We start from the raw sequence: 20,021 nt of genomic DNA, 5'->3' as shown, positions 1-20,021 counted from the left end.
GAGTGAACGATGTCCCGTAGAGAGCTTGCTAACGCCATTCGCGCCCTGAGTATGGACGCGGTGCAAAAAGCCAATTCCGGCCACCCTGGCGCGCCGATGGGGATGGCGGATATCGCCGAAGTGCTGTGGAATGATTTTCTTAAACATAACCCGGCCGATCCCACCTGGTATGACCGTGACCGTTTTATCCTGTCCAACGGTCACGCTTCAATGCTGCTGTACAGCCTGCTGCACTTAAGCGGGTATGATTTGCCGCTCGAAGAGCTGAAAAATTTCCGCCAGTTACACTCGAAAACACCGGGTCACCCGGAAATTGGTTACACGCCGGGCGTGGAAACCACCACCGGTCCTCTGGGCCAGGGGCTGGCGAACGCGGTCGGGCTGGCGATTGCCGAACGTACGCTGGCCGCGCAGTTTAACCGCCCCGGTCACGATATCGTCGATCATTACACCTACGTCTTTATGGGCGACGGCTGCCTGATGGAAGGCATCTCCCATGAAGTCTGTTCGCTGGCGGGAACACTGGGGCTGGGCAAGCTGATTGGTTTCTACGACCACAACGGTATCTCGATTGATGGCGAAACCGAAGGCTGGTTTACCGACGACACCGCCAAACGCTTCGAGGCGTATCACTGGCATGTGATTGGCGATATTGACGGTCACTCTCCGGAAGCGGTGAAAAAGGCCATCGAGGAAGCGCAAAGCGTGAAGGATAAGCCGTCGCTGATTATCTGCCGCACGGTGATTGGTTTTGGCTCGCCGAATAAAGCCGGTAAAGAGGAGTCGCACGGCGCAGCGCTGGGTGAAGAAGAAGTAGCACTGACCCGGCAAAAACTGGGCTGGAAATACCCGGCGTTCGAAATTCCCAAAGAGATCTATCAGGCGTGGGATGCCCGTGAACGCGGGGCGAAGCAGCAGCAATCATGGAATGAGAAACTGGCGGCCTGGGAGAAAGCGTACCCGGAGCTGGCTGCCGAGTTTAAACGCCGCATGAGCGGTGGTCTGCCGGAATCGTGGGAGAAAACGACCAGCGAATGGATCAATAATTTGCAGGCGAATCCGGCGAAAATCGCCACCCGTAAAGCCTCGCAGAACACGCTGAATACGTATGGTCCGGTACTGCCGGAGCTGCTTGGCGGCTCGGCCGATCTGGCGCCCAGCAACCTCACCATCTGGTCGGGCTCTAAATCGCTAAAAGAAGATCTTGCCGGTAACTACATTCACTATGGCGTGCGCGAATTCGGCATGACCGCCATTGCTAACGGCATTGCCCACCACGGCGGCTTTGTGCCTTACACCGCCACCTTCCTGATGTTTGTCGAATATGCGCGTAACGCAGCGCGCATGGCTGCGCTGATGAAGGCGCGGCAGATTATGGTCTACACCCATGACTCCATCGGTCTGGGGGAAGATGGCCCGACGCACCAGGCCGTTGAACAGCTTGCCAGCCTGCGTTTAACGCCGAACTTCAGCACCTGGCGACCGTGCGATCAGGTTGAAGCTGCGGTTGGCTGGAAGCTGGCCATCGAGCGCCATAACGGCCCGACAGCGCTGATTCTGTCGCGGCAAAATCTGACGCAAATGGAGAGAACGCCGGAGCAGGTGCAGGCCATCAGCCGCGGCGGCTACATTCTGAAAGAGAGCGCCGGGAAACCAGATCTGATCCTGATTGCCACCGGTTCGGAGATGGAAATCACCGTCAAAGCCGCTGAGCAACTGAGCGCCGAAGGCGTGAATGTGCGCGTGGTTTCCCTGCCTTCAACGGATATCTTTGATGCCCAGGATGAAGCGTGGCGCGAAGCGGTTCTGCCGTCGGATGTCAGCGCACGCGTCGCGGTAGAAGCGGGGATCGCCGACTACTGGTACAAATATGTCGGCCTGAAAGGAGCGATTGTCGGGATGACCGGCTACGGTGAATCCGCGCCAGCGGAAAAACTGTTCCCGTACTTTGGCTTTACCGTCGAAAACGTGGTGGCGAAAGCCAAAGCGGTACTGAAAAAATAAACCTGCGGCGCGCCAGCTTGTCACGGCTGGCGCCCCCCTTTCTTTCACACCCGTCGGGCGCGCTCTAGCGCGTCACCCACAGCGTGGGCCACGCATCAGGGCCATGCCAGCCATCGCAGGCCGGTTCCTGAGCGTAACGTACCAGGCGAAAACGCTGGCCATCAAAACGCCAGCGGCTCGACACGCCGCAATCCTGCAAACCACGGCCTTTCGACAATGTGTTCAGCTCGCCGCTTTTCTCGTCAAATACCGCGTTCATCAGCTCCATCTCATCGTTACCATTATCCGGCGTAAACGGCAGATGCAGGCGAACGGGTTGTGAGGCGAACGGTTTCTGCCGCGACACCAGCCACGCCAGATCGACAATGTTATACGCACCGGCTTCACAGTCGATCATCAGCAACGCTTTGTCATCGGTGAGCGCCGAGACGCGAACCTGGCGGCGCATCGGATCCAGCGAACACTGGCTGTTGTTCATGCGCCAGTTGCCGTAATCCAGCAAATCATTCAGTTCCGCATGGGTCAGCGGCGTCGGGGTCATACTCGCCTGAGCCACCTCTTTCAATGCGGGCGCAGGCGGGACGCTAAGCGGCGGGCCATCGCCCTTTTTAATCCACGCCGTTTCGCTGCCGACGCGTTTTTGCAGCGAATCAATGAACAGCAGCGAGGCTTTCAGCCCCACCAGCGAAATCATCCCTTTGCTGCCCTGCAAGGTAATGGCCTGCCCTTCCTGAATGGTTTGCAGAAAACGGGCGATGGTTTCGCTGTCACTGGTTATCAGATGCCAGGGTGTGATTTGCCAGCGCGCTCCGGCCAGCGTTAACGGTTGTTCGTCAAGCTGCAGGCGGCCAGCGATGGGCGGCTCTTTGGCCGCAGGCAGATCAAGCCCGCCCAGATCGATACGCAGCGTCGCATCGGTTCGCGCACCGGCGCTACGCTCTAATGTCATGACCAGGCCATTGTGTTCGCCGGTGTTACGCGCAACGCAGAAATTCTGGTTATTGCAGGTCACCTGCCAGTCGGAAAAAGATTGTTGTGCAGGCGCAGCCCACAGCAACGGCGCAGAGAAAAGCCCGAACAGCAGAGTGAAAACGCCGCGATAACGCATGAATGGTACAACCCCGGAAGAAGAGACGCAGAACCTGCGTATCTTCTATCTCCGGCTTCGCTTGCTCAATCGGATTTATCGGATAGCTTCATCTGAAACTGCCCGCTATTAACCCTTTAAAATTCAGTCCATTAACCCGGATAATTTCAGGTACTGCAATAAAATCACCGCCTTGCCATCGCGAATCTCGCCGCTGGCGACCATTTCCAGCGCCTGGCTGAACGGAAATTCCAGCACTTCAATATCTTCATCTTCCACGCCGCCGCCATTATTGACCCGCTGCGCATCGCCATATTCAGCAATAAAAAAGTGTACCAGCTCAGTCACGCCGCCCGGCGACATATAGAGTTCGAAGACTTTACGCACCCCGCCGACCTGGTAACCGGTCTCTTCAATCGCCTCTTTGCGGATACAGACTTCCGGTTCATCGTCATCCAGCAAACCGGCGCAGCTCTCAATCAGACGACCATCCTCATTGCCGTTTACCCAGGTCGCAACCCGGAACTGGCGGATCAGCAGGACGCTTTTTTTATCGCGGTTATACAGCAGGATCGTTGCGCCGTTGCCCCGGTCATAAACTTCGCGTTTATGGCGGATGACTTCGCCGTTGCTACGGGTCAGTTCATAGGTGATATTGCGCAGAACAAAGTAGTTCTCAGAAAGGATTTTATCTTTGATGACATTAATTTTCAGTGACATACAGGCTCCAGGGCACTAACACTTAGCGTTATAGTATGCCGAAGAGCCTGTTTTGTCGCGCCGGGTGTTAATGCTTATCCGGCGTTTTTACCCCTAACCAGTCCAGCATGCCTTGTGCAGCATGACGCCCTTCCGCCATGGCCGTCACCACCAAATCGGCACCTCGTACCGCATCGCCACCGGCGAAAATTTTCGGATTGCTGGTCTGGTAACGGTACGGGCTGTTAACGCTGGCGGCAATGCGTCCCCACTCATCCATGCGCACACCCTGACGCTCCAGCCACGGCATGGAATGTGGGTTAAAGCCAAACGCCATGATCACCGCATCGGCAGGCATGACAAACTCGCTGCCCGCAATCGGCACCGGGCGACGACGCCCTTTGGCATCCGGTTCGCCCAGTTGCGTCCGCAGCAGACGAATGCCGCAAACCTTGCCGCTTTCATCCAGCTCCACGTTCACGGGTTGCACATTAAATTCGAATTCCGCCCCCTCATCGCGGGCGTTTTTCACCTCTTTTTTCGAACCGGGCATATTGGCTTCGTCGCGCCGATACGCGCAGGTCACTTTGCTCGCCCCGTGGCGCAACGCCGTGCGCACGCAGTCCATCGCCGTATCGCCACCGCCCAGCACCACCACATTCAGGCCTTCGGTATTGATAAACGGCTCTTGCGCAATTTCCGGCAGCCCCATCAGTTGTTTCGTATTGGCGATCAAAAACGGCAGCGCATCATACACGCCAGGTGCATCGTCGTTCGGCAAATTGGCCTGCATTGAACGGTACGTACCCACGCCGATAAACACCGCGTCGTAATCACTCAGCAGCGTATCCAGCGCGATATCCTTGCCGATCTCGCAGTTCAGCTCGAAACGGATGCCCATCGCGCTGAAGATTTCCCGGCGGCGCGCCAGCAGCGATTTATCCAGCTTGAAGGAGGGAATACCAAAAGTCAGCAGACCGCCGATTTCGGGGTGACGGTCAAAGACGGTCGCGCTGACGCCATGACGCGCCAGCACATCCGCGCAGGCCAGCCCGGCAGGACCGGCACCGATAATAGCGATGCGTTTATCCACTGCCTGCACCTGCCCTAAATCTGGTCGCCAGCCCTGCGCCAGCGCCCGATCGGAAATGTAACGCTCGATATTGCCGATGGTCACCGCGCCGTACTCATCGCGCACCGTGCAGGCGCCTTCACATAAACGATCCTGCGGGCAGACGCGCCCGGTGATCTCCGGCAGGCAGTTAGTTTGATGGGAAAGCTCAACGGCGGAGGCAATATCGCCCTCTTTCACCCGCGCAACCCACTGCGGAATATGGTTGTGCAGCGGACAGGTCCATTCGCAGATGCTGTGTTCACCGCAGCTCAGACAACGTTGCGCTTCACGCTGCGCCTGGTCAGCGCGAAACGGCAGATAGATTTCATCAAAACCGCACTTGCGTGCCGCCAGTGGCAGTTTATCCGGCTCTCCGCGCGCGGGCGTTTTACGCATCTGCAGCACCTTGCGATCGTCAAACGCAGAAGTCTGCGCCGCAACACTGTGCCACGGCTGAGCTTCATGGCCTGCAGTACGCAGACGACGTGTTTTTGCCAGATTCGCCAGCACGTCGCTATTAACCAGTTGCATCGCGTCTGCCGGACAATTTTGCACGCAGGCCGGACCGTCAGCGCGACCCGCGCAGAGATCGCATTTGTGCGCTGTCGCTTTTACCTGGCCTTCGCCAACGGGGGTAACAAGCACTTGCATGGTGCCGAATGGACAGGCGACAACGCAGGATTTGCAGCCAATACATTTCTGCTGGTTAACCTGTACGGAATCATCAACGCGGCTAATGGCGCCGTTCGGGCAACTGCGGGCACAGGGCGCAGCTTCACAATGATGACAGGTCACCGCGCTGCGCTGCTGTTGATTTTTAATAACTGTAATTCGCGGATGAAATTGTTCGGGGCTTAATACATGTAGCTCATTGTTATGCGCCATCACGCAGGCAACTTCACAGGCACGACATCCTATACATTGTTGGCTGTTCGCCATAATAAAACGATTCATGGCAACCTTCTTTTTATTTAATTTGTTTAACCCTGGTTTTAATCAGGCATTTTATTTACCGGGAGTCTCAGAGACAGGCAATGTTCAATTGCCCAGGAAGGTTATCTATTTGTCACGAACTTGTAGCAGATCAATTTCCAGACGCATTTTGGAACAAATGCGTCTGATTGGCAGGGTTAAAAAGGGCTCCGTGCGGCGCGACCATCAGGCGGGTGTTTTTTGCTGCCAATAGCGCAAATAATCAATAACTGTAAAAAAACGTCTTTAGACTGACGAAATGACGGAAGAAAATTTGGGTTAAAATAGGTTCTGCATAGATACGCCTTAAACAGGCATGATAATTTACATTTTCTCCTTTTTTTCTCCACGATTGGTTTCTGCATTGCCGCTACATTGATGCAAGCAATGTGACTATAACGATACGCAGCGATATGAGGTTTTCTTTCTGATGGCGAATTTTTTTATTGATCGCCCCATTTTTGCGTGGGTGCTGGCGATCCTGATCTGTCTTACGGGGACACTTGCCATTATCTCTTTACCCGTCGAGCAATATCCTGATTTAGCACCACCGAACGTTCGTATTACTGCTAACTACCCTGGCGCTTCAGCGCAAACTCTGGAAAATACCGTCACCCAGGTTATCGAGCAGAATATGACTGGCCTCGATAATCTGATGTATATGTCATCGCAAAGTAGCGCAACCGGCCAGGCGACGGTGACGCTGAACTTTAGCGCCGGAACCAACCCGGATGAAGCCGTGCAACAGGTGCAAAACCAGTTGCAGTCCGCGCTGCGTAAGCTGCCGCAGGCGGTACAGAATCAGGGCGTAACGGTGCGTAAAACCGGTGATACCAACATCCTGACCATCGCCTTCGTATCCACCGACGGCTCGATGGATAAACAGGATATCGCCGATTATGTCGCCAGTAATATTCAGGACCCTATCAGCCGCGTCAACGGCGTCGGCGATATCGACGCGTACGGTTCGCAATATTCGATGCGCATCTGGCTCGACCCGGCAAAACTCAACAGCTACCAGCTCACCGCATCCGACGTTACCAAAGCCATTTCGTCGCAGAACGCGCAGATCGCTGTCGGCCAGCTTGGCGGTACGCCTTCCGTTGACCGCCAGGCGCTTAACGCCACCATCAATGCGCAGTCGCTATTACAAACGCCGGAACAGTTTCGCAATATCACGCTGCGCGTCAACCAGGATGGTTCCGAAGTGCGGCTGGGCGATGTCGCAACGGTGGAACTGGGCGCAGAAAAATATGATTACTTAAGCCGCTTTAATGGTAAAGCCGCCTCCGGTCTGGGGGTGAAGCTGGCCTCCGGCGCCAACGAAATGGAGACCGCCGAGCAGGTGATCAACCGGCTTAACGAGCTGGAGCCTTTTTTTCCGCATGGTCTGGAATATAAAGTCGCTTATGAAACTACGTCGTTTGTAAAAGCCTCCATTATCGACGTGGTGAAAACCCTGCTGGAAGCGATCTTACTGGTATTCCTGGTGATGTATCTGTTCCTGCAAAACTTCCGTGCCACCCTGATCCCCACCATTGCCGTACCGGTCGTGCTGCTCGGCACGTTCGCGGTGCTTTATTCCTTCGGTTACAGCATCAACACACTGACCATGTTCGCCATGGTGCTGGCCATCGGTCTGTTGGTGGACGATGCGATTGTGGTGGTCGAGAACGTCGAACGCATCATGACCGAAGAGGGGCTTTCGCCCAGGGAAGCGACGCGCAAATCGATGGGGCAGATCCAGGGCGCGCTGGTCGGGATTGCGATGGTGCTGTCGGCGGTATTTGTGCCGATGGCTTTCTTTGGCGGCACCACGGGCGCTATCTACCGTCAGTTCTCCATCACCATTGTGTCGGCGATGGTACTGTCGGTGCTGGTGGCGATGATCCTCACCCCGGCGCTGTGCTCGACGCTGCTGAAGCCGCTGCACAAGGGCGAGTTACACGGGCAGAAAGGGTTCTTTGGCGCATTTAACCGTATTTTCGACCGCAATGCGCATCGCTATGAAACCGTGGTTGGGAAAATCCTCCACCGCAGCCTGCGCTGGATTGTTCTCTACGTGCTGCTGATTGGCGGCATGGTGCTGCTCTTCCTGCGCCTGCCCACTTCGTTTCTGCCGCTGGAAGACCGCGGGATGTTCACCACTTCCGTGCAATTACCGAGCGGCGCAACACAGCAACAGACGCTGAAAGTGGTGCAAAAAGTCGAAGATTACTTTTTCACTCATGAAAAAGAGAATGTCGAATCGGTCTTCTCTACCGTCGGTTCCGGTCCTGGGGGGAACGGGCAAAACGTTGCGCGCCTGTTTGTCCGCCTGAAAGACTGGGATGCGCGTAACCCGACAACCGGCAGCGCCGCCGCCATTATTGAACGCGCCACCAAAGCCTTTAACCGCATTAATGAAGCCCGCGTCTTTGCCAGCAGCCCGCCAGCCATCAGCGGGATGGGCAGTTCCGCCGGTTTTGATATGGAGTTGCAGGATCACGCCGGAGCGGGCCACGATGCGCTGATGGCGGCACGTGACCGGCTGCTGGAGATGGCAGCGAAAGATCCGGCGCTGACCCGTGTTCGCCATAACGGCCTCGACGACAGCGCACAGTTGCAAATTGATATCGATCAGCGCAAAGCGCAGGCGCTGGGCGTGTCGATTGATGATATCAACGACACGCTGCAAACAGCCTGGGGTTCCAGCTACGTTAATGACTTTATGGATCGCGGTCGCGTGAAGAAAGTCTACGTACAGGCCGCCGCGAAGTACCGTATGTTACCGGACGATATCAACCTCTGGTACGTGCGCAACAGCAGCGGAACGATGGTACCCTTCTCAGCCTTTGCCACCTCGCGCTGGGAAACCGGTTCGCCGCGCCTCGAACGTTACAACGGCTATGCTGCGCTGGAGATTATCGGGGAGTCCGCTCCCGGCGTCAGTACCGGTACGGCAATGGATGTGATGGAGAAGCTGGTCAAACAGTTGCCGACCGGTTTTGGGCTGGAGTGGACGGCGATGTCCTATCAGGAACGGCTCTCCGGCGCGCAGGCGCCTGCGCTGTATGCCGTGTCGCTGCTGGTGGTGTTCCTGTGTCTGGCGGCACTGTATGAGAGCTGGTCGGTGCCGTTCTCGGTAATGCTGGTCGTGCCGCTCGGCGTGATCGGTGCGCTGCTCGCAACCTGGCTGCGCGGGCTGGAAAACGATGTTTATTTCCAGGTCGGTCTGCTGACGGTTATCGGCCTGTCGGCGAAGAACGCCATTCTGATTGTTGAATTTGCCAACGACATGAATGCGAAAGGTGAAGATCTGCTGGTTTCAACGCTGCATGCCTGCCGCCAGCGTCTGCGCCCTATTTTGATGACCTCGCTGGCCTTTGTCTTCGGCGTACTGCCGATGGCGACCAGCACCGGGGCAGGTTCCGGCAGCCAGCACGCGGTCGGTACGGGCGTTATCGGCGGGATGCTCTCGGCCACCATCCTGGCCATCTTCTTCGTCCCGCTGTTCTTTGTGCTGGTACGTCGCCGCTTCCCGCTGAAAGAGCGCGCGCAATAAAGCCAGCAAAAAGGCGACTCCGTGGAGTCGCCTTTTTTTATGTGATTGGTCACATTTTATTTTTAAGCCGTCACTGCTTAACTATTCGTCAGGAAATTATTTACGAAGCATGCCTTCGATAAAATCTTTCCAGTTCCCCAGTTCATGTTCAATCATAACAACCTCTCTTATTATCGCCGCCATTCTACTAAACGCCCCGATGACTGTGAAGGTATTTTAACTGATTGCTTCACTCATCATTAGCAGGGTATTTTTAATGGAGCTGTGTTAACTATGCGCCGGCAATTCGGTTTTTACTGTGAGTGATAGCAATATTCCACAGGCTCTATAAGGATAAATAAAATGGCGATCACATTGTACGATAAATCCGCAATTGAACATGTTGACTGGCAGGAAGTGACAGCGCTGCTCGCCGCCGGTGGGCTCAACCAGCGCGACCCGGCATTAGTCGAGCAGGCATGGCGTAACAGCACCTTCTGCTGGTTCGGTTACCATGAGGGGAAACTGGTCGCCACGGCGCGCGCCATCAGCGATCTGACATGGGCCAGCTATGCGGCGGATATTGTTGTTGCGCCTGAAATGCAGGGCCGCGGTTATGGTAAGCAGTTGATGATCAATATTGTTAAAACGTTATTACCCTTCGGCAAAACATTTATATATTCAGTTCCGGAAAAGACAGGATTTTATCAACAATATGGTTTCCGTTTTTTAACCACTGGAATGGTATGCGCAACATCTGAAAATTTATTCAAACTGGAACAAAGCGGTTACATTCGTTAAAACCGTATTAGCAGAAGAATGATATTTTAATTACATTCCGTTATTCTAATTTCTTGTGCAAATATCCAAAAATGAGACAAAAGGATTCACCATGATCACAATGTACGGCATTAAAAATTGCGACACCATCAAAAAAGCGCGCCGCTGGCTGGAAGCGAACCAGGTGGACTATCGCTTTCACGATTACCGCGCTGACGGCCTTGATGCCCAATTACTGCGTACATTTATTGATGAACTTGGCTGGGAAGCCCTGCTGAATACCCGTGGCACCACCTGGCGTAAGCTGGATGAAAGCCTGCGTGCCACTATTACCAACGCCGATGCCGCCGCCGCGCTGATGCTTGAAATGCCATCAATCATCAAACGCCCATTGCTCTGCGCGCCCGGTAAGCCTATGCTGCTGGGTTTCAATGAATCCAGTTATGAGAAGTTTATCAACGAGGTGTAGTTTATGTCGTGCCCGGTTATTGAGCTGACACAGCAGCTTATTCGTCGCCCTTCTCTGAGTCCAAATGATGAAGGTTGCCAGGCGTTAATGATTGAACGTCTGCGTGCCATCGGTTTTACCATCGAGCCGATGAACTTTGGCGACACGCTCAACTTCTGGGCATGGCGCGGCCAGGGGGAGACGCTGGCGTTCGCCGGGCATACCGATGTGGTGCCTGCCGGCGATGCCGATCGCTGGATCAACCCGCCGTTTGAACCGACCATTCGTGATGGCATGCTATTTGGCCGCGGCGCGGCAGACATGAAAGGTTCGCTGGCCGCGATGGTAGTCGCCGCCGAACGTTTTGTCGCACAGCACCCGCAACATAAAGGACGCCTTGCCTTTCTGATCACGTCTGATGAAGAAGCCAGCGCTGCCAACGGTACGGTAAAAGTGGTCGAGGCGCTGATGGCGCGCAACGAACGTCTTGATTATTGCCTGGTTGGCGAACCCTCCAGTTCGGAAGTGGTTGGCGACGTGGTGAAAAACGGTCGTCGCGGCTCCCTGACCTGCAACCTGACAATTCACGGTGTGCAGGGCCATGTGGCTTACCCGCATCTTGCCGATAACCCGGTACACCGCGCTGCGCCAATGCTCAACGAGCTGGTGGCAATTGAGTGGGATCGCGGCAACGAATACTTCCCGCCGACCAGCATGCAGATTGCCAATATCAAAGCAGGCACCGGCAGCAATAACGTCATTCCTGGCGATCTGTTTGTGCAGTTTAACTTCCGTTTCAGCACTGAACTGACCGACGAGATGATTAAAGCGCAGGTACAGGCGCTGCTGGAAAAACATCAGCTGCGCTACACCGTAGACTGGTGGCTTTCCGGGCAGCCTTTCCTGACCGGGCGCGGCAAGCTGGTCGATGCGGTGGTGAACGCTATCGAGCACTATAATGAGATCAGACCGCAACTGTTAACCACAGGCGGCACGTCCGATGGGCGCTTTATCGCGCGTATGGGCGCGCAGGTCGTTGAACTGGGGCCGGTGAACGCGACCATTCATAAAATCAACGAGTGTGTGAATGCGGCGGATTTACAGCTGCTTGCCCGCATGTATCAACGCATTATGGAACAACTCATTGCCTGACGGGTCTGGAGGATTGCATGGACTGGCTTGCTAAATATTGGTGGATTCTGGTGCTGGTGTTTTTACTCGGCGTACTGCTGAACGTGATCAAAGATCTTAACCGCATCGATCACAAAAAATTCCTCGCCAATAAACCCGATCTGCCGCCGCATCGTGATTTCAACGCCAAATGGGATGACGATGATGACTGGCCGAACAAGGACCAGCCGAAAAAGTAACCCCGCTAACGCATTCACCCCCAGCCGGGGGTGAATTCGCTTTTACAGCAATTCAATAATATCGTCATCGTTCGGCTTACCGCCGCTTAACGCTTCGTCAAAGTAGTGTTTCGGCACGGTGTAACGCAGATGATTTAACGCCAGTTCGATACTGCGATCGTCAATCGCATGACCTAAATCATCGACGATATCCAGCGTCACATCACCGCCAAGATGCAGCAGTGCTTCCTGTGCGCTTACCGCCCATGCCAGATCGATCACCCGATCTTCGCCACCGTGAATGAGATGGATCGTCTGGGCGCTGACAGCATTTTCCGGCAGGCTGGCGTAACGACCGTTAAAAGCAATCACGCGTGATGCCAGATCCGGCTGCGCCTTCATCCCTTCCAGCGCCATAATTGCGCCCTGCGAGAAACCGATAAGCGCCGTCGCCAAAGGGCTGACACCGCTCTGCTGCTGCCAGTAACGCACAATGTCGATAAACCGCGGCATCACCGCATCCACACGCTGCTGGCGATTCTCTTCCGTCACACCTTCAACGGAGAACCATTGGCGTCCCGCGCCTGCGGCTTCAATGCCGCCAATGCTGACAATCAGTGCATCGGGAAAGTGCGGAACAAACCAGCTACCAATTTCGCCCATGGAGACCGGATTATCGCCAACACCATGGAACAACAGCAGGAGCTGTTTAGCCGGGGCGAGTGGGCTTTGCACAACAAAATGGTCATGTTTCATGATGGTCTCCTTAATCGTTGAGTGCAGTTTACGCCCGGCAGTAATAATGACCATGTCATTTAACTGAATGAGATAGTTAAAAAAACTGCATTTTCTGCACCCGTTCTTTCAGGGTAAGCGTGCGCTGCGCATCGAGCTGTTGCAGCGCCTGCGCGGCTTCACTCCGCTGCTGCGTCAGCAACGCTTTGCGCCCGTGAAGCGAAAGGCGCAGGCACACGGTCTGCTCGCTCTCACCGTCTGAAAGCTGCCCGCGCAGCGCCACCAACGGTAACGCACTGTGTTGCAGCAGGCGGGATAACGCGCCGATGGCCGCAGAGAGTGGACGATGAGCAAAAGCAAACCCGGCCAGCTCCTGCCAGTCCTCTTCATTAAGGGTAGACGCCTGCACGGCGGGTAAGGACAACTTTTCCTCACGCCAGGGCGCAAGCCAGGGAAGATCGCGCGCCAGGCGCTGCTGTTCACGTTCCGCCAGCGCCTGGCCTGACGTCGTCAGGGGCAATATGGCCATCGCCGTATAACAGCCGCTACTGGCTTCCCGGTGGCTACCCAGACGCACCAGCACAAACCCGCAACGCTGCCAGAAATGCCACAGCGCAGGCGTGAAGCCAAAACTGACCGACAGATAATCGCAACCGTCGGCCTGCGCCTGCGCACGGGCAATCAGCGCCCGGCCAATGCCTTCACGCTGGCAACCGGGATGCACGGCGATACGGCTGACGCGCAGCCCACGCAGCGTGGCGGCAAGCGGATTTCCGCCATGCGCCGCCAGCGATTGCGCCACCAGGTTGCCGCGTGGGCGACGAAAACCAGCCCACACCGCCTGGCTCAGCGCAGGGCTTAATCCGCCCTCCTCCACCAGCCAGAGTGCAGCAACCACGCTCTGCGCCTTTTGCGCCAGCCAGAAATGCTGCCCTGGCGCATCCATCATGCGTCGCAGATCGAGCGGCGAAGTGCGGTAGTGGGCGCTCGCCAGCAGACGGTATAACGCCGCAGACCGCGAGGGCATTCGCTGCCAGGCATCTTGCGCCAGCGGCAGGATTGTCGCCTCGCCAGCAGGCACCTCGCCAATCTGCGCATCATCAAACAGCAGCAGGTTTTCAATCACCTGCTCCAGCGGACAACCTGATGCCCAGCGCAGCGGCGTATTCAGTGCCTCAAATTGCAGATGGGGAAACCCGGCGCAGAATTTCAGCAGAAACCCCTGCCCGGTGCCTTCATAACCCTGAACCGTGGTGGTGAGCAGAACATGCCGAAAGGCCGAGACAAGCGTATGCAGCAAAGGGCCGGGGATAGCAGCCGCTTCATCCACCACCAGCCAGCCTGGCTGGCTGCCGCTGTGCGCAATCCGCTGCGCCAGCGCATCCGGTGCCATAAAGGAAAAATGTTCTCCGGCGTAAGCCGCCAGCACATCCGTGGCAGCACGCGCAGGTGCAGTTACCGTGGCGGGAACCGACAATCGCGCAATATGCATACCCGCCAGAGCCGATTTCCCTCTTCCGCGCGGCGCAGTAACGACCATTACGCCGGGCGGCATCGTCTGTAATCGTGCAAGGATCCGCGCCTGCTCCTGCGCTGGCGCCCCGGTTGCGGGATGCCAGTCGGCACGCGGAATTTCAGCGGGGAAAGTGAGTGGTTGACCTTCACGCCAGATCAGCGCCTGGCTGTCAGTCAGTACGGTTCGACAAAAATGCCCGACAAAAACCGGCACCGGAATGGGCTCAATGGTATCGCTCCAGCGTGCGCTGTCAGCATCCGGCTGTTGCGGCCATACGCTGAAGGGCGGCGTAAGCAACACCAGCCAGCTACCGGCGGTTAATGTCCCGGCGAGCGCAGCAAACGCGGCGACATCAAAACCCGTGCGGGCGTCAAACACCGCATGATGAAACTCGCGCCCCAGCAGCGTCGTCAGTGCCCGCGGCGCGCAGTGCAGCGGCCAGGATGCGGTTTCGCCCACCCACAGCCAGTCTCCGGGAAGATTTTCGCGCAACGTGCAGGCCTGCGCTTCACACCAGCCGGGCGAGCCGCTGACCACCAGCAAGCGGCGGATGCCCTGCCGCGTCATCTGTGCGCTCAGTTCAGCAAACGGTGACATAGCAGAAGGTCAGAGACGCCCGCTGAAGGTGTCGCACTGCGCCGGATCGCCGTTGTCCATACCGCGTTTAAACCAGCTGTAACGCTGCGCGGAAGTACCATGGGTGAAGGTCTCCGGGAATACTGCGCCCTGGCTGCGCTGCTGCAACCGATCGTCGCCTATCGCCTGCGCGGCATTCAGCGCCTCTTCCAGATCGCCCGCTTCCAGCACGCCTTGCTGCTGCATGCTGTGGCCCCAGACGCCCGCATAGCAATCGGCCTGAAGCTCCATGCGTACTGAGAGTTCATTGGCCTCTTTTTGCGTCGCATTCTGTTGCAGGCGACGAACTTTGGCTTCTGTTCCCAGCACCTTCTGTACGTGATGCCCCACTTCATGGGCAATAACGTAGCCCTGGGCAAAATCGCCGCCCGCGCCAAGTTTATTTTTCATCTCGTCATAAAAGGAGAGATCAATGTAGACCTTGCTGTCCGCCGGGCAGTAGAACGGCCCCATGATCGATTGCCCTGTGCCGCAGCCAGTGTTGGTATGGTTGCGATACATAACCAGCTTAGGTTGTGGATAGGTTCGCCCCATCTTTTGGAAAATTTCGCCCCAGGTATCTTCCGTCGAAGCGAAAATCACGCTGGTGAAGCGGGCAGATTCATCTTCCTGCGGGCTGATACTCCGTTGCTGCTGCGGAGCGGTATTGATCGGCTGCCCGGTGAGCAAACCTGTCAGATCAACGCCGTAATAGCTGGCCACCATCACCACAAACAGCAGGATCAACCCGCCTTTACCGCCTGGCAGGCGAAACCCCGGACCGCGCATTGACGGCCCGCCCGACTCATTGCGCCGGTCCTCTACGTTGCTACTTTCTCGACGCCCTTGCCAGCGCATAACTTACTCCCTATCCCAATGATGGACACTGTATATATGATCGTAGGCGCTCAGGGAAGGATTAGCACGGGAAAAAAGATGCGAAATCCAGAGGATGCAAGCATCCTCTGGCGGTAATGCGGGGTGGGTTTAGTCTAATTTCACGCCCAGACGATGGGCAACGGCTTCATAAGCCTCGATCAGGCCGCCGAGGCTCTGGCGGAAACGATCTTTGTCCATTTTATCCAGTGTTTCTTTATCCCACAGGCGGCTACCATCCGGTGAAAACTCATCGCCAAGTACCACTTCACCTTTGAACAGGCCGAACTCCAGTTTGAAGTCGACAAGGATCAGGCCAGCATCATCGAACAGTTTTTTCAGCACGTCGTTAGCTTTGTAGGTCAGCTCTTTCATACGCGCGAGGTTTTCTTTGTTCACCCAACCGAAGGTTTCGCAGTAGGATTCGTTGACCATCGGATCGTGCATTGCGTCGTTTTTCAGGAACATATCGAACAGCGGCGGGTTCAGCTCGATGCCTTCTTCAATGCCCAGACGCTTAACCAGCGAGCCAGCCGCGCGGTTACGGATCACACACTCAACCGGCACCATATCCAGCTTTTTCACCAGGCATTCGGTATCGGAGAGCAGTGCTTCCATCTGGGTCGGGATGCCCGCTTCCTGCAGTTTGCTCATAATGAAATGGTTGAACTTGTTGTTCACCATGCCTTTACGATCGAACTGCTCAATGCGCGCGCCATCCCCTGCTGACGTATCGTTACGGAATTCGAGCACCAACAGATCCGGGTTTTCGGTACTGTATACGGTCTTCGCTTTGCCGCGATACAACTCAGCTTGCTTTTGCATCTTTCTTACTCCAGGTGTGATGATTTAGAGACGATTTCGCTATTTTACGCCGACGCACACGTTTGCGTCACCAAAATTAAAAAAGGCCGGAGTTTTCCGGCCTTAGGGATTAATGGTTGAACGCTGACTGGAATGCCGCGACCAACGCATCGTTTTGCGACTGCGTCAGAGTATGACCTTTCGGATCGATAAACTGGAGGCTGCTGCGGTTATCCAGATCGCCGACCTGCAGCTTGTAGTCACCGGCGGAGAGGCCCGGATCGCGCGCGCCCAGATCCCGCCAACCGCTGTCAGACAGTGGCTTGTAGGTAACGGAAATGCTGCCGGTAGAACGGGTGCTGTCGGTCACTTTCATGCCCACTTTTTCCAGCACACCCGGCAGGCGCTGCCATACGATATTGAACGGACCACGCACCACCAGCATTGGCAGACCGGTATCATCCGCGCTGCTCTGGACATCCAGCGAGGTTACGCTGCGTTTTTCAGCGGCGTTCTGCGCGTCGGTCGCGGATTTATCCAGACCGCCGGAGATAACGTTCAGCATTTCGGTGCTGTAGCGCTGCAACGATGCCGCGTCAGCCACCGGTTTGCCCGCCTGCTCCAGGTTCAGCAACTTAACCACCACTGCCTGCTGATAGCCCTGCGGTTTCACCGAGATTTGATAACGGCCGCGATACTGCTGATCTTCATCGAGACGGTTCCAGTCAACCCAGCCGGTGGTCAGGCTCTGCGAGGCATCGTCACGTTTGTCGATGCTGTAGTTTTGCGCCTGAATGATGCTGACGACCTGCGGCCACAGCGTGCTGTTGCGGCCGTTTTCTACCATCAGCGTTGCGGTATCGCCCGTAAACTGGGTACGTGCGCCACTCACCAGCGCCAGCGGCTGTGCTGGCGGGCGGATATCCAGCGCTTTGCCGACTGCGCCGCTGCCGTTCGTGACAGGGATGTTGTAATCACCGTTTTGCAGCGGAAGGATCATTCCTGCCGGCGCATGAAGTTCAGCAAGCGGTGTGGCATCCAGATAGGATTCGTCACCGCTAACCTGACGCTTGTAACGTGAATCGGAACTACAGGCGGCGAGCAACATCACAAGTGAAACACCCGCTACCTTCGCCAGGCGCGACTTCTGTACTGAGTAAGCCATCAAATCTCCCTAAACTTTACAGCAGACCGGCATGCTTAAGCGCTGCACGGACAACCTCACGACCACTATTGGTGATCGGCGTCATCGGCAAACGTAGCGTATCGGTTGCTACAAGCCCCAACTCCTTACATGCCCATTTGACCGGGATCGGATTGGGTTCGACAAATAGTTTGTTGTGTAACGGCATCAGACGCTGGTTAATCACGCGCGCTTCGGCGAAATGCCCCTGGGTAGCCAGTTTGCACATTTCTGCCATATCTCGCGCCGCGACGTTAGCGGTCACGGAAATAACGCCGTCGCCGCCGAGCTGCATAAAGTCCAGCGCGCTGGCATCATCACCGCTCACCAGAATAAAGTCATCTGAAACCAGCTCTTTGATCTGATGAACACGCGTTAAGTTCCCGGTTGCTTCTTTAATACCGACAATATTTTTAATTTCCGCCAGGCGACCCACGGTTTCCGGCAGCATATCGCAGCCGGTACGCGACGGCACATTATACAGAATTTGCGGCAGGTCAGTATGTTCGGCGATGGCTTTAAAATGCTGGAACAGACCTTCCTGAGTAGGACGGTTGTAGTACGGCGTGACGGTCAGACAGCCGACAATACCGCTGTTATTAAAGCGTTTCGTCAGGCTGATGGCTTCTGCGGTGGCGTTTGCGCCCGTCCCGGCAATAACAGGGATGCGCCCTTCGGCCAGTTCCACGGTCATCATCACCACATCGGCATGTTCTTCGTGGCTTAGCGTGGCGGATTCACCGGTAGTCCCTACCGATACGATCGCCGAGGTTCCGTTGGCGACATGATAATCAATCAGTTTCTTCAGGCTTGAGCGGCAGACTTTACCTTGCGAATCCATCGGCGTGACAAGCGCGACAATACTTCCCGTGAACATGGGCCATCCTCTGTGCTAACAAGATTCTCAATGGTACGTGCGGTGCTGTAAGAAAAGCAAGAGACCTGAGGCTCAGTGGCGGTTGTATGCCGGTTTTTTTTATGCTTTCCTTATGATTACCTCACGTTTGACAGGAAGCACAGGTTTGACAACCTCATCACAACATTTTTTGGTTATCACTGCGCTGGGGGCCGACCGGCCTGGCATTGTGAACACGATCACACGCCACGTCAGTAGCTGCGGTTGTAATATTGAAGACAGTCGACTGGCGATGCTGGGGGAAGAGTTCACTTTTATTATGCTGCTTTCCGGGTCGTGGAATGCCATTACGTTAATTGAATCCACCCTGCCGCTGAAAGGCGCAGAGCTGGATTTGCTGATCGTCATGAAGCGCACCGACGCCCGTCCACGCCCTGATATGCCCGCCACCGTTTGGGTGCAGGTTGAGGTTCCTGATTCACCGCATTTGATTGAGCGCTTTACGGCGCTGTTTGACGCACACAAGATGAATATTGCCGAGCTGGTTTCGCGCACGCAGCCTGGAAATAAAGATGAAGTCCCGCAGTTATTTATCCAGATCACCGCTCACAGCCCGGCCTCACAAGACGCATCAAATATTGAGCAGGCGTTCAAAGCCCTATGTACAGAACTGCACGCGCAAGGCAGTATAAACATCGTTAACTATTCTCAGCATGATGAACAGGATGGAGTTAAGTAATGAATCCACTGAAAGCCGGTGATATTGCACCGAAATTTAGCTTGCCCGATCAAGACGGAGAACAAGTAAATTTGACCGACTTCCAGGGACAGCGTGTTCTGGTCTACTTCTACCCGAAGGCGATGACACCAGGCTGTACTGTCCAGGCCTGCGGCCTGCGCGATAACATGGACGAGTTGAAGAAAGCAGGCGTAGAAGTGCTGGGTATCAGCACGGATAAGCCTGAAAAACTGTCCCGTTTTGCCGAAAAAGAGCTGCTCAATTTTACGCTGCTGTCTGATGAAGACCATCAGGTATGCGAGCAGTTTGGCGTCTGGGGTGAAAAATCCTTTATGGGTAAAACCTACGACGGCATCCACCGTATCAGCTTCCTCGTGGATGCAGACGGCAAAATTGAACATGTGTTTGATGATTTCAAAACCAGCAACCACCACGACATCGTGCTGAACTGGCTGAAAGAAAACGCCTGATTGCGCCTCCTTTTCCGAGGGCGAATCTCCCAGATTCGCCCTTCTCGCTTCTCTCTTCGCGCCTTATTTGAAGTCGATCACATTTCTTTCCCGCGTCTCGACACTAGTGCCGACAGGTTATTTTTCGCTCAGCGCTGACCATCACTTTTGTCCATCCCTGGCCATTCAAGAACACACAACTCACTGAAATAAAAAGCTTTAACATTCTGGCATACCTTGTGCTAAGGCAGGTTCAACGAATTTTGCCTTCA

Annotated in this window: 18 protein-coding genes; 8 read left to right on the top strand and 10 right to left on the bottom strand. The window is 55.5% G+C overall.

Features of this window, described 5'->3' with window-relative positions; translation table 11 throughout:
• The first annotated feature begins 9 nt into the window (after positions 1 to 9).
• The gene (gene tkt / locus DK872_RS07105) at positions 10 to 2,004 is read left to right on the top strand and encodes a transketolase (protein ID WP_007370891.1); all 1,995 of its coding nucleotides are present in this window, start codon (positions 10 to 12) and stop codon (positions 2,002 to 2,004) included.
• 64 nt (positions 2,005 to 2,068) lie between these two features.
• Here tkt and DK872_RS07100 read toward each other — a convergent pair whose 3' ends face one another.
• The 3 genes from DK872_RS07100 to aegA all read right to left on the bottom strand — a co-directional run bounded on the left by DK872_RS07100 (position 2,069) and on the right by aegA (position 5,858).
• On the bottom strand, positions 2,069 to 3,112 hold the full coding sequence (locus tag DK872_RS07100) for a DUF1176 domain-containing protein (protein WP_161518192.1): 1,044 nt from the start codon (positions 3,110 to 3,112) through the stop codon (positions 2,069 to 2,071).
• Positions 3,113 to 3,235: 123 nt separating this feature from the next.
• Complete coding sequence (gene nudK / locus DK872_RS07095; RefSeq protein WP_144136364.1) at positions 3,236 to 3,811, bottom strand: GDP-mannose pyrophosphatase NudK; 576 nt, start codon at positions 3,809 to 3,811, stop codon at positions 3,236 to 3,238.
• 67 nt (positions 3,812 to 3,878) lie between these two features.
• The gene (gene aegA / locus DK872_RS07090; RefSeq protein ID WP_161518191.1) at positions 3,879 to 5,858 is read right to left on the bottom strand and encodes a formate-dependent uric acid utilization protein AegA; all 1,980 of its coding nucleotides are present in this window, start codon (positions 5,856 to 5,858) and stop codon (positions 3,879 to 3,881) included.
• Between the two features lie 448 nt (positions 5,859 to 6,306).
• Here aegA and acrD point away from each other — a divergent pair, with 448 nt between their 5' ends.
• Complete coding sequence (gene acrD, locus DK872_RS07085) at positions 6,307 to 9,420, top strand: multidrug efflux RND transporter permease AcrD (RefSeq protein WP_035888083.1); 3,114 nt, start codon at positions 6,307 to 6,309, stop codon at positions 9,418 to 9,420.
• 96 nt (positions 9,421 to 9,516) lie between these two features.
• Here acrD and ypfM read toward each other — a convergent pair whose 3' ends face one another.
• A complete protein-coding gene (gene ypfM, locus DK872_RS07080; protein WP_100181659.1) occupies positions 9,517 to 9,576 on the bottom strand; it encodes a protein YpfM in 60 nt (19 codons plus the stop codon).
• Positions 9,577 to 9,762: 186 nt separating this feature from the next.
• On the opposite strand from ypfM, the gene DK872_RS07075 reads away from it, so the two are divergent.
• From DK872_RS07075 to DK872_RS07060, 4 genes are all read left to right on the top strand, one after another.
• Complete coding sequence (locus DK872_RS07075) at positions 9,763 to 10,200, top strand: GNAT family N-acetyltransferase (protein WP_161518190.1); 438 nt, start codon at positions 9,763 to 9,765, stop codon at positions 10,198 to 10,200.
• Between the two features lie 91 nt (positions 10,201 to 10,291).
• Positions 10,292 to 10,648, top strand: coding sequence for an ArsC family reductase (locus DK872_RS07070; RefSeq protein WP_161518189.1), 357 nt, complete (start codon positions 10,292 to 10,294; stop codon positions 10,646 to 10,648).
• Positions 10,649 to 10,651: 3 nt separating this feature from the next.
• Complete coding sequence (dapE, locus tag DK872_RS07065; protein ID WP_007370883.1) at positions 10,652 to 11,779, top strand: succinyl-diaminopimelate desuccinylase; 1,128 nt, start codon at positions 10,652 to 10,654, stop codon at positions 11,777 to 11,779.
• Between the two features lie 17 nt (positions 11,780 to 11,796).
• Positions 11,797 to 11,997 (top strand): YpfN family protein, encoded by a 201-nt coding sequence (locus DK872_RS07060; protein WP_072439966.1) that lies wholly within the window; start codon positions 11,797 to 11,799, stop codon positions 11,995 to 11,997.
• A 42-nt stretch (positions 11,998 to 12,039) separates the two neighbouring features.
• On the opposite strand, the gene ypfH is transcribed toward DK872_RS07060, so the two are convergent.
• The 6 genes from ypfH to dapA all read right to left on the bottom strand — a co-directional run bounded on the left by ypfH (position 12,040) and on the right by dapA (position 18,582).
• Positions 12,040 to 12,732: an esterase gene (ypfH, locus tag DK872_RS07055; RefSeq protein ID WP_072439964.1), complete on the bottom strand. Its 693-nt coding sequence runs from the start codon at positions 12,730 to 12,732 to the stop codon at positions 12,040 to 12,042.
• Positions 12,733 to 12,808: 76 nt separating this feature from the next.
• The gene (locus DK872_RS07050; protein ID WP_072439962.1) at positions 12,809 to 14,824 is read right to left on the bottom strand and encodes a tRNA(Met) cytidine acetyltransferase TmcA; all 2,016 of its coding nucleotides are present in this window, start codon (positions 14,822 to 14,824) and stop codon (positions 12,809 to 12,811) included.
• A 9-nt stretch (positions 14,825 to 14,833) separates the two neighbouring features.
• Positions 14,834 to 15,700 (bottom strand): neutral zinc metallopeptidase, encoded by an 867-nt coding sequence (locus DK872_RS07045; protein ID WP_071921164.1) that lies wholly within the window; start codon positions 15,698 to 15,700, stop codon positions 14,834 to 14,836.
• 129 nt (positions 15,701 to 15,829) lie between these two features.
• Positions 15,830 to 16,543 carry a phosphoribosylaminoimidazolesuccinocarboxamide synthase gene (purC, locus tag DK872_RS07040; protein ID WP_007370878.1) on the bottom strand — a complete coding sequence of 238 codons (714 nt, stop codon included), beginning with the start codon at positions 16,541 to 16,543 and terminating at the stop codon, positions 15,830 to 15,832.
• A 109-nt stretch (positions 16,544 to 16,652) separates the two neighbouring features.
• On the bottom strand, positions 16,653 to 17,687 hold the full coding sequence (bamC, locus tag DK872_RS07035) for an outer membrane protein assembly factor BamC (RefSeq protein WP_071921165.1): 1,035 nt from the start codon (positions 17,685 to 17,687) through the stop codon (positions 16,653 to 16,655).
• Positions 17,688 to 17,703: 16 nt separating this feature from the next.
• Positions 17,704 to 18,582 carry a 4-hydroxy-tetrahydrodipicolinate synthase gene (gene dapA / locus DK872_RS07030; RefSeq protein WP_007370876.1) on the bottom strand — a complete coding sequence of 293 codons (879 nt, stop codon included), beginning with the start codon at positions 18,580 to 18,582 and terminating at the stop codon, positions 17,704 to 17,706.
• A 145-nt stretch (positions 18,583 to 18,727) separates the two neighbouring features.
• Between dapA and DK872_RS07025 the strand changes: the two genes are divergently transcribed.
• Both DK872_RS07025 and bcp read left to right on the top strand, forming a co-directional pair.
• The gene (locus DK872_RS07025) at positions 18,728 to 19,300 is read left to right on the top strand and encodes a glycine cleavage system transcriptional repressor (protein WP_007370875.1); all 573 of its coding nucleotides are present in this window, start codon (positions 18,728 to 18,730) and stop codon (positions 19,298 to 19,300) included.
• Positions 19,300 to 19,770 (top strand): thioredoxin-dependent thiol peroxidase, encoded by a 471-nt coding sequence (gene bcp / locus DK872_RS07020; protein WP_007370874.1) that lies wholly within the window; start codon positions 19,300 to 19,302, stop codon positions 19,768 to 19,770. Before DK872_RS07025 ends, bcp begins: the two co-directional genes overlap by 1 nt.
• Positions 19,771 to 20,021: the final 251 nt, after the last annotated feature.

Source organism: Kosakonia sp. MH5, from assembly GCF_009935945.1.
GTDB classification, from domain to species: Bacteria; Pseudomonadota; Gammaproteobacteria; order Enterobacterales; family Enterobacteriaceae; genus Kosakonia; species Kosakonia radicincitans.
Note: the sequence above shows the minus strand (reverse complement) of the source record. Positions and strands in the feature narration are given on the sequence as shown.

Bases quoted from the DNA above. Each gene is read 5' to 3' on its own strand.
- DK872_RS07070 (WP_161518189.1), top strand. From the start codon at position 10,292: ATGATCACAATGTACGGCATTAAAAATTGCGACACCATCAAAAAAGCG.
- bamC (WP_071921165.1), bottom strand. From the start codon at position 17,687: ATGGCTTACTCAGTACAGAAGTCGCGCCTGGCGAAGGTAGCGGGTGTT.
- aegA (WP_161518191.1), bottom strand. From the start codon at position 5,858: ATGAATCGTTTTATTATGGCGAACAGCCAACAATGTATAGGATGTCGT.
- DK872_RS07050 (WP_072439962.1), bottom strand. From the start codon at position 14,824: ATGTCACCGTTTGCTGAACTGAGCGCACAGATGACGCGGCAGGGCATC.
- dapA (WP_007370876.1), bottom strand. From the start codon at position 18,582: ATGTTCACGGGAAGTATTGTCGCGCTTGTCACGCCGATGGATTCGCAA.
- DK872_RS07100 (WP_161518192.1), bottom strand. From the start codon at position 3,112: ATGCGTTATCGCGGCGTTTTCACTCTGCTGTTCGGGCTTTTCTCTGCG.
- nudK (WP_144136364.1), bottom strand. From the start codon at position 3,811: ATGTCACTGAAAATTAATGTCATCAAAGATAAAATCCTTTCTGAGAAC.
- DK872_RS07075 (WP_161518190.1), top strand. From the start codon at position 9,763: ATGGCGATCACATTGTACGATAAATCCGCAATTGAACATGTTGACTGG.
- purC (WP_007370878.1), bottom strand. From the start codon at position 16,543: ATGCAAAAGCAAGCTGAGTTGTATCGCGGCAAAGCGAAGACCGTATAC.
- tkt (WP_007370891.1), top strand. From the start codon at position 10: ATGTCCCGTAGAGAGCTTGCTAACGCCATTCGCGCCCTGAGTATGGAC.
- DK872_RS07045 (WP_071921164.1), bottom strand. From the start codon at position 15,700: ATGCGCTGGCAAGGGCGTCGAGAAAGTAGCAACGTAGAGGACCGGCGC.
- ypfH (WP_072439964.1), bottom strand. From the start codon at position 12,732: ATGAAACATGACCATTTTGTTGTGCAAAGCCCACTCGCCCCGGCTAAA.
- dapE (WP_007370883.1), top strand. From the start codon at position 10,652: ATGTCGTGCCCGGTTATTGAGCTGACACAGCAGCTTATTCGTCGCCCT.
- acrD (WP_035888083.1), top strand. From the start codon at position 6,307: ATGGCGAATTTTTTTATTGATCGCCCCATTTTTGCGTGGGTGCTGGCG.
- bcp (WP_007370874.1), top strand. From the start codon at position 19,300: ATGAATCCACTGAAAGCCGGTGATATTGCACCGAAATTTAGCTTGCCC.
- DK872_RS07060 (WP_072439966.1), top strand. From the start codon at position 11,797: ATGGACTGGCTTGCTAAATATTGGTGGATTCTGGTGCTGGTGTTTTTA.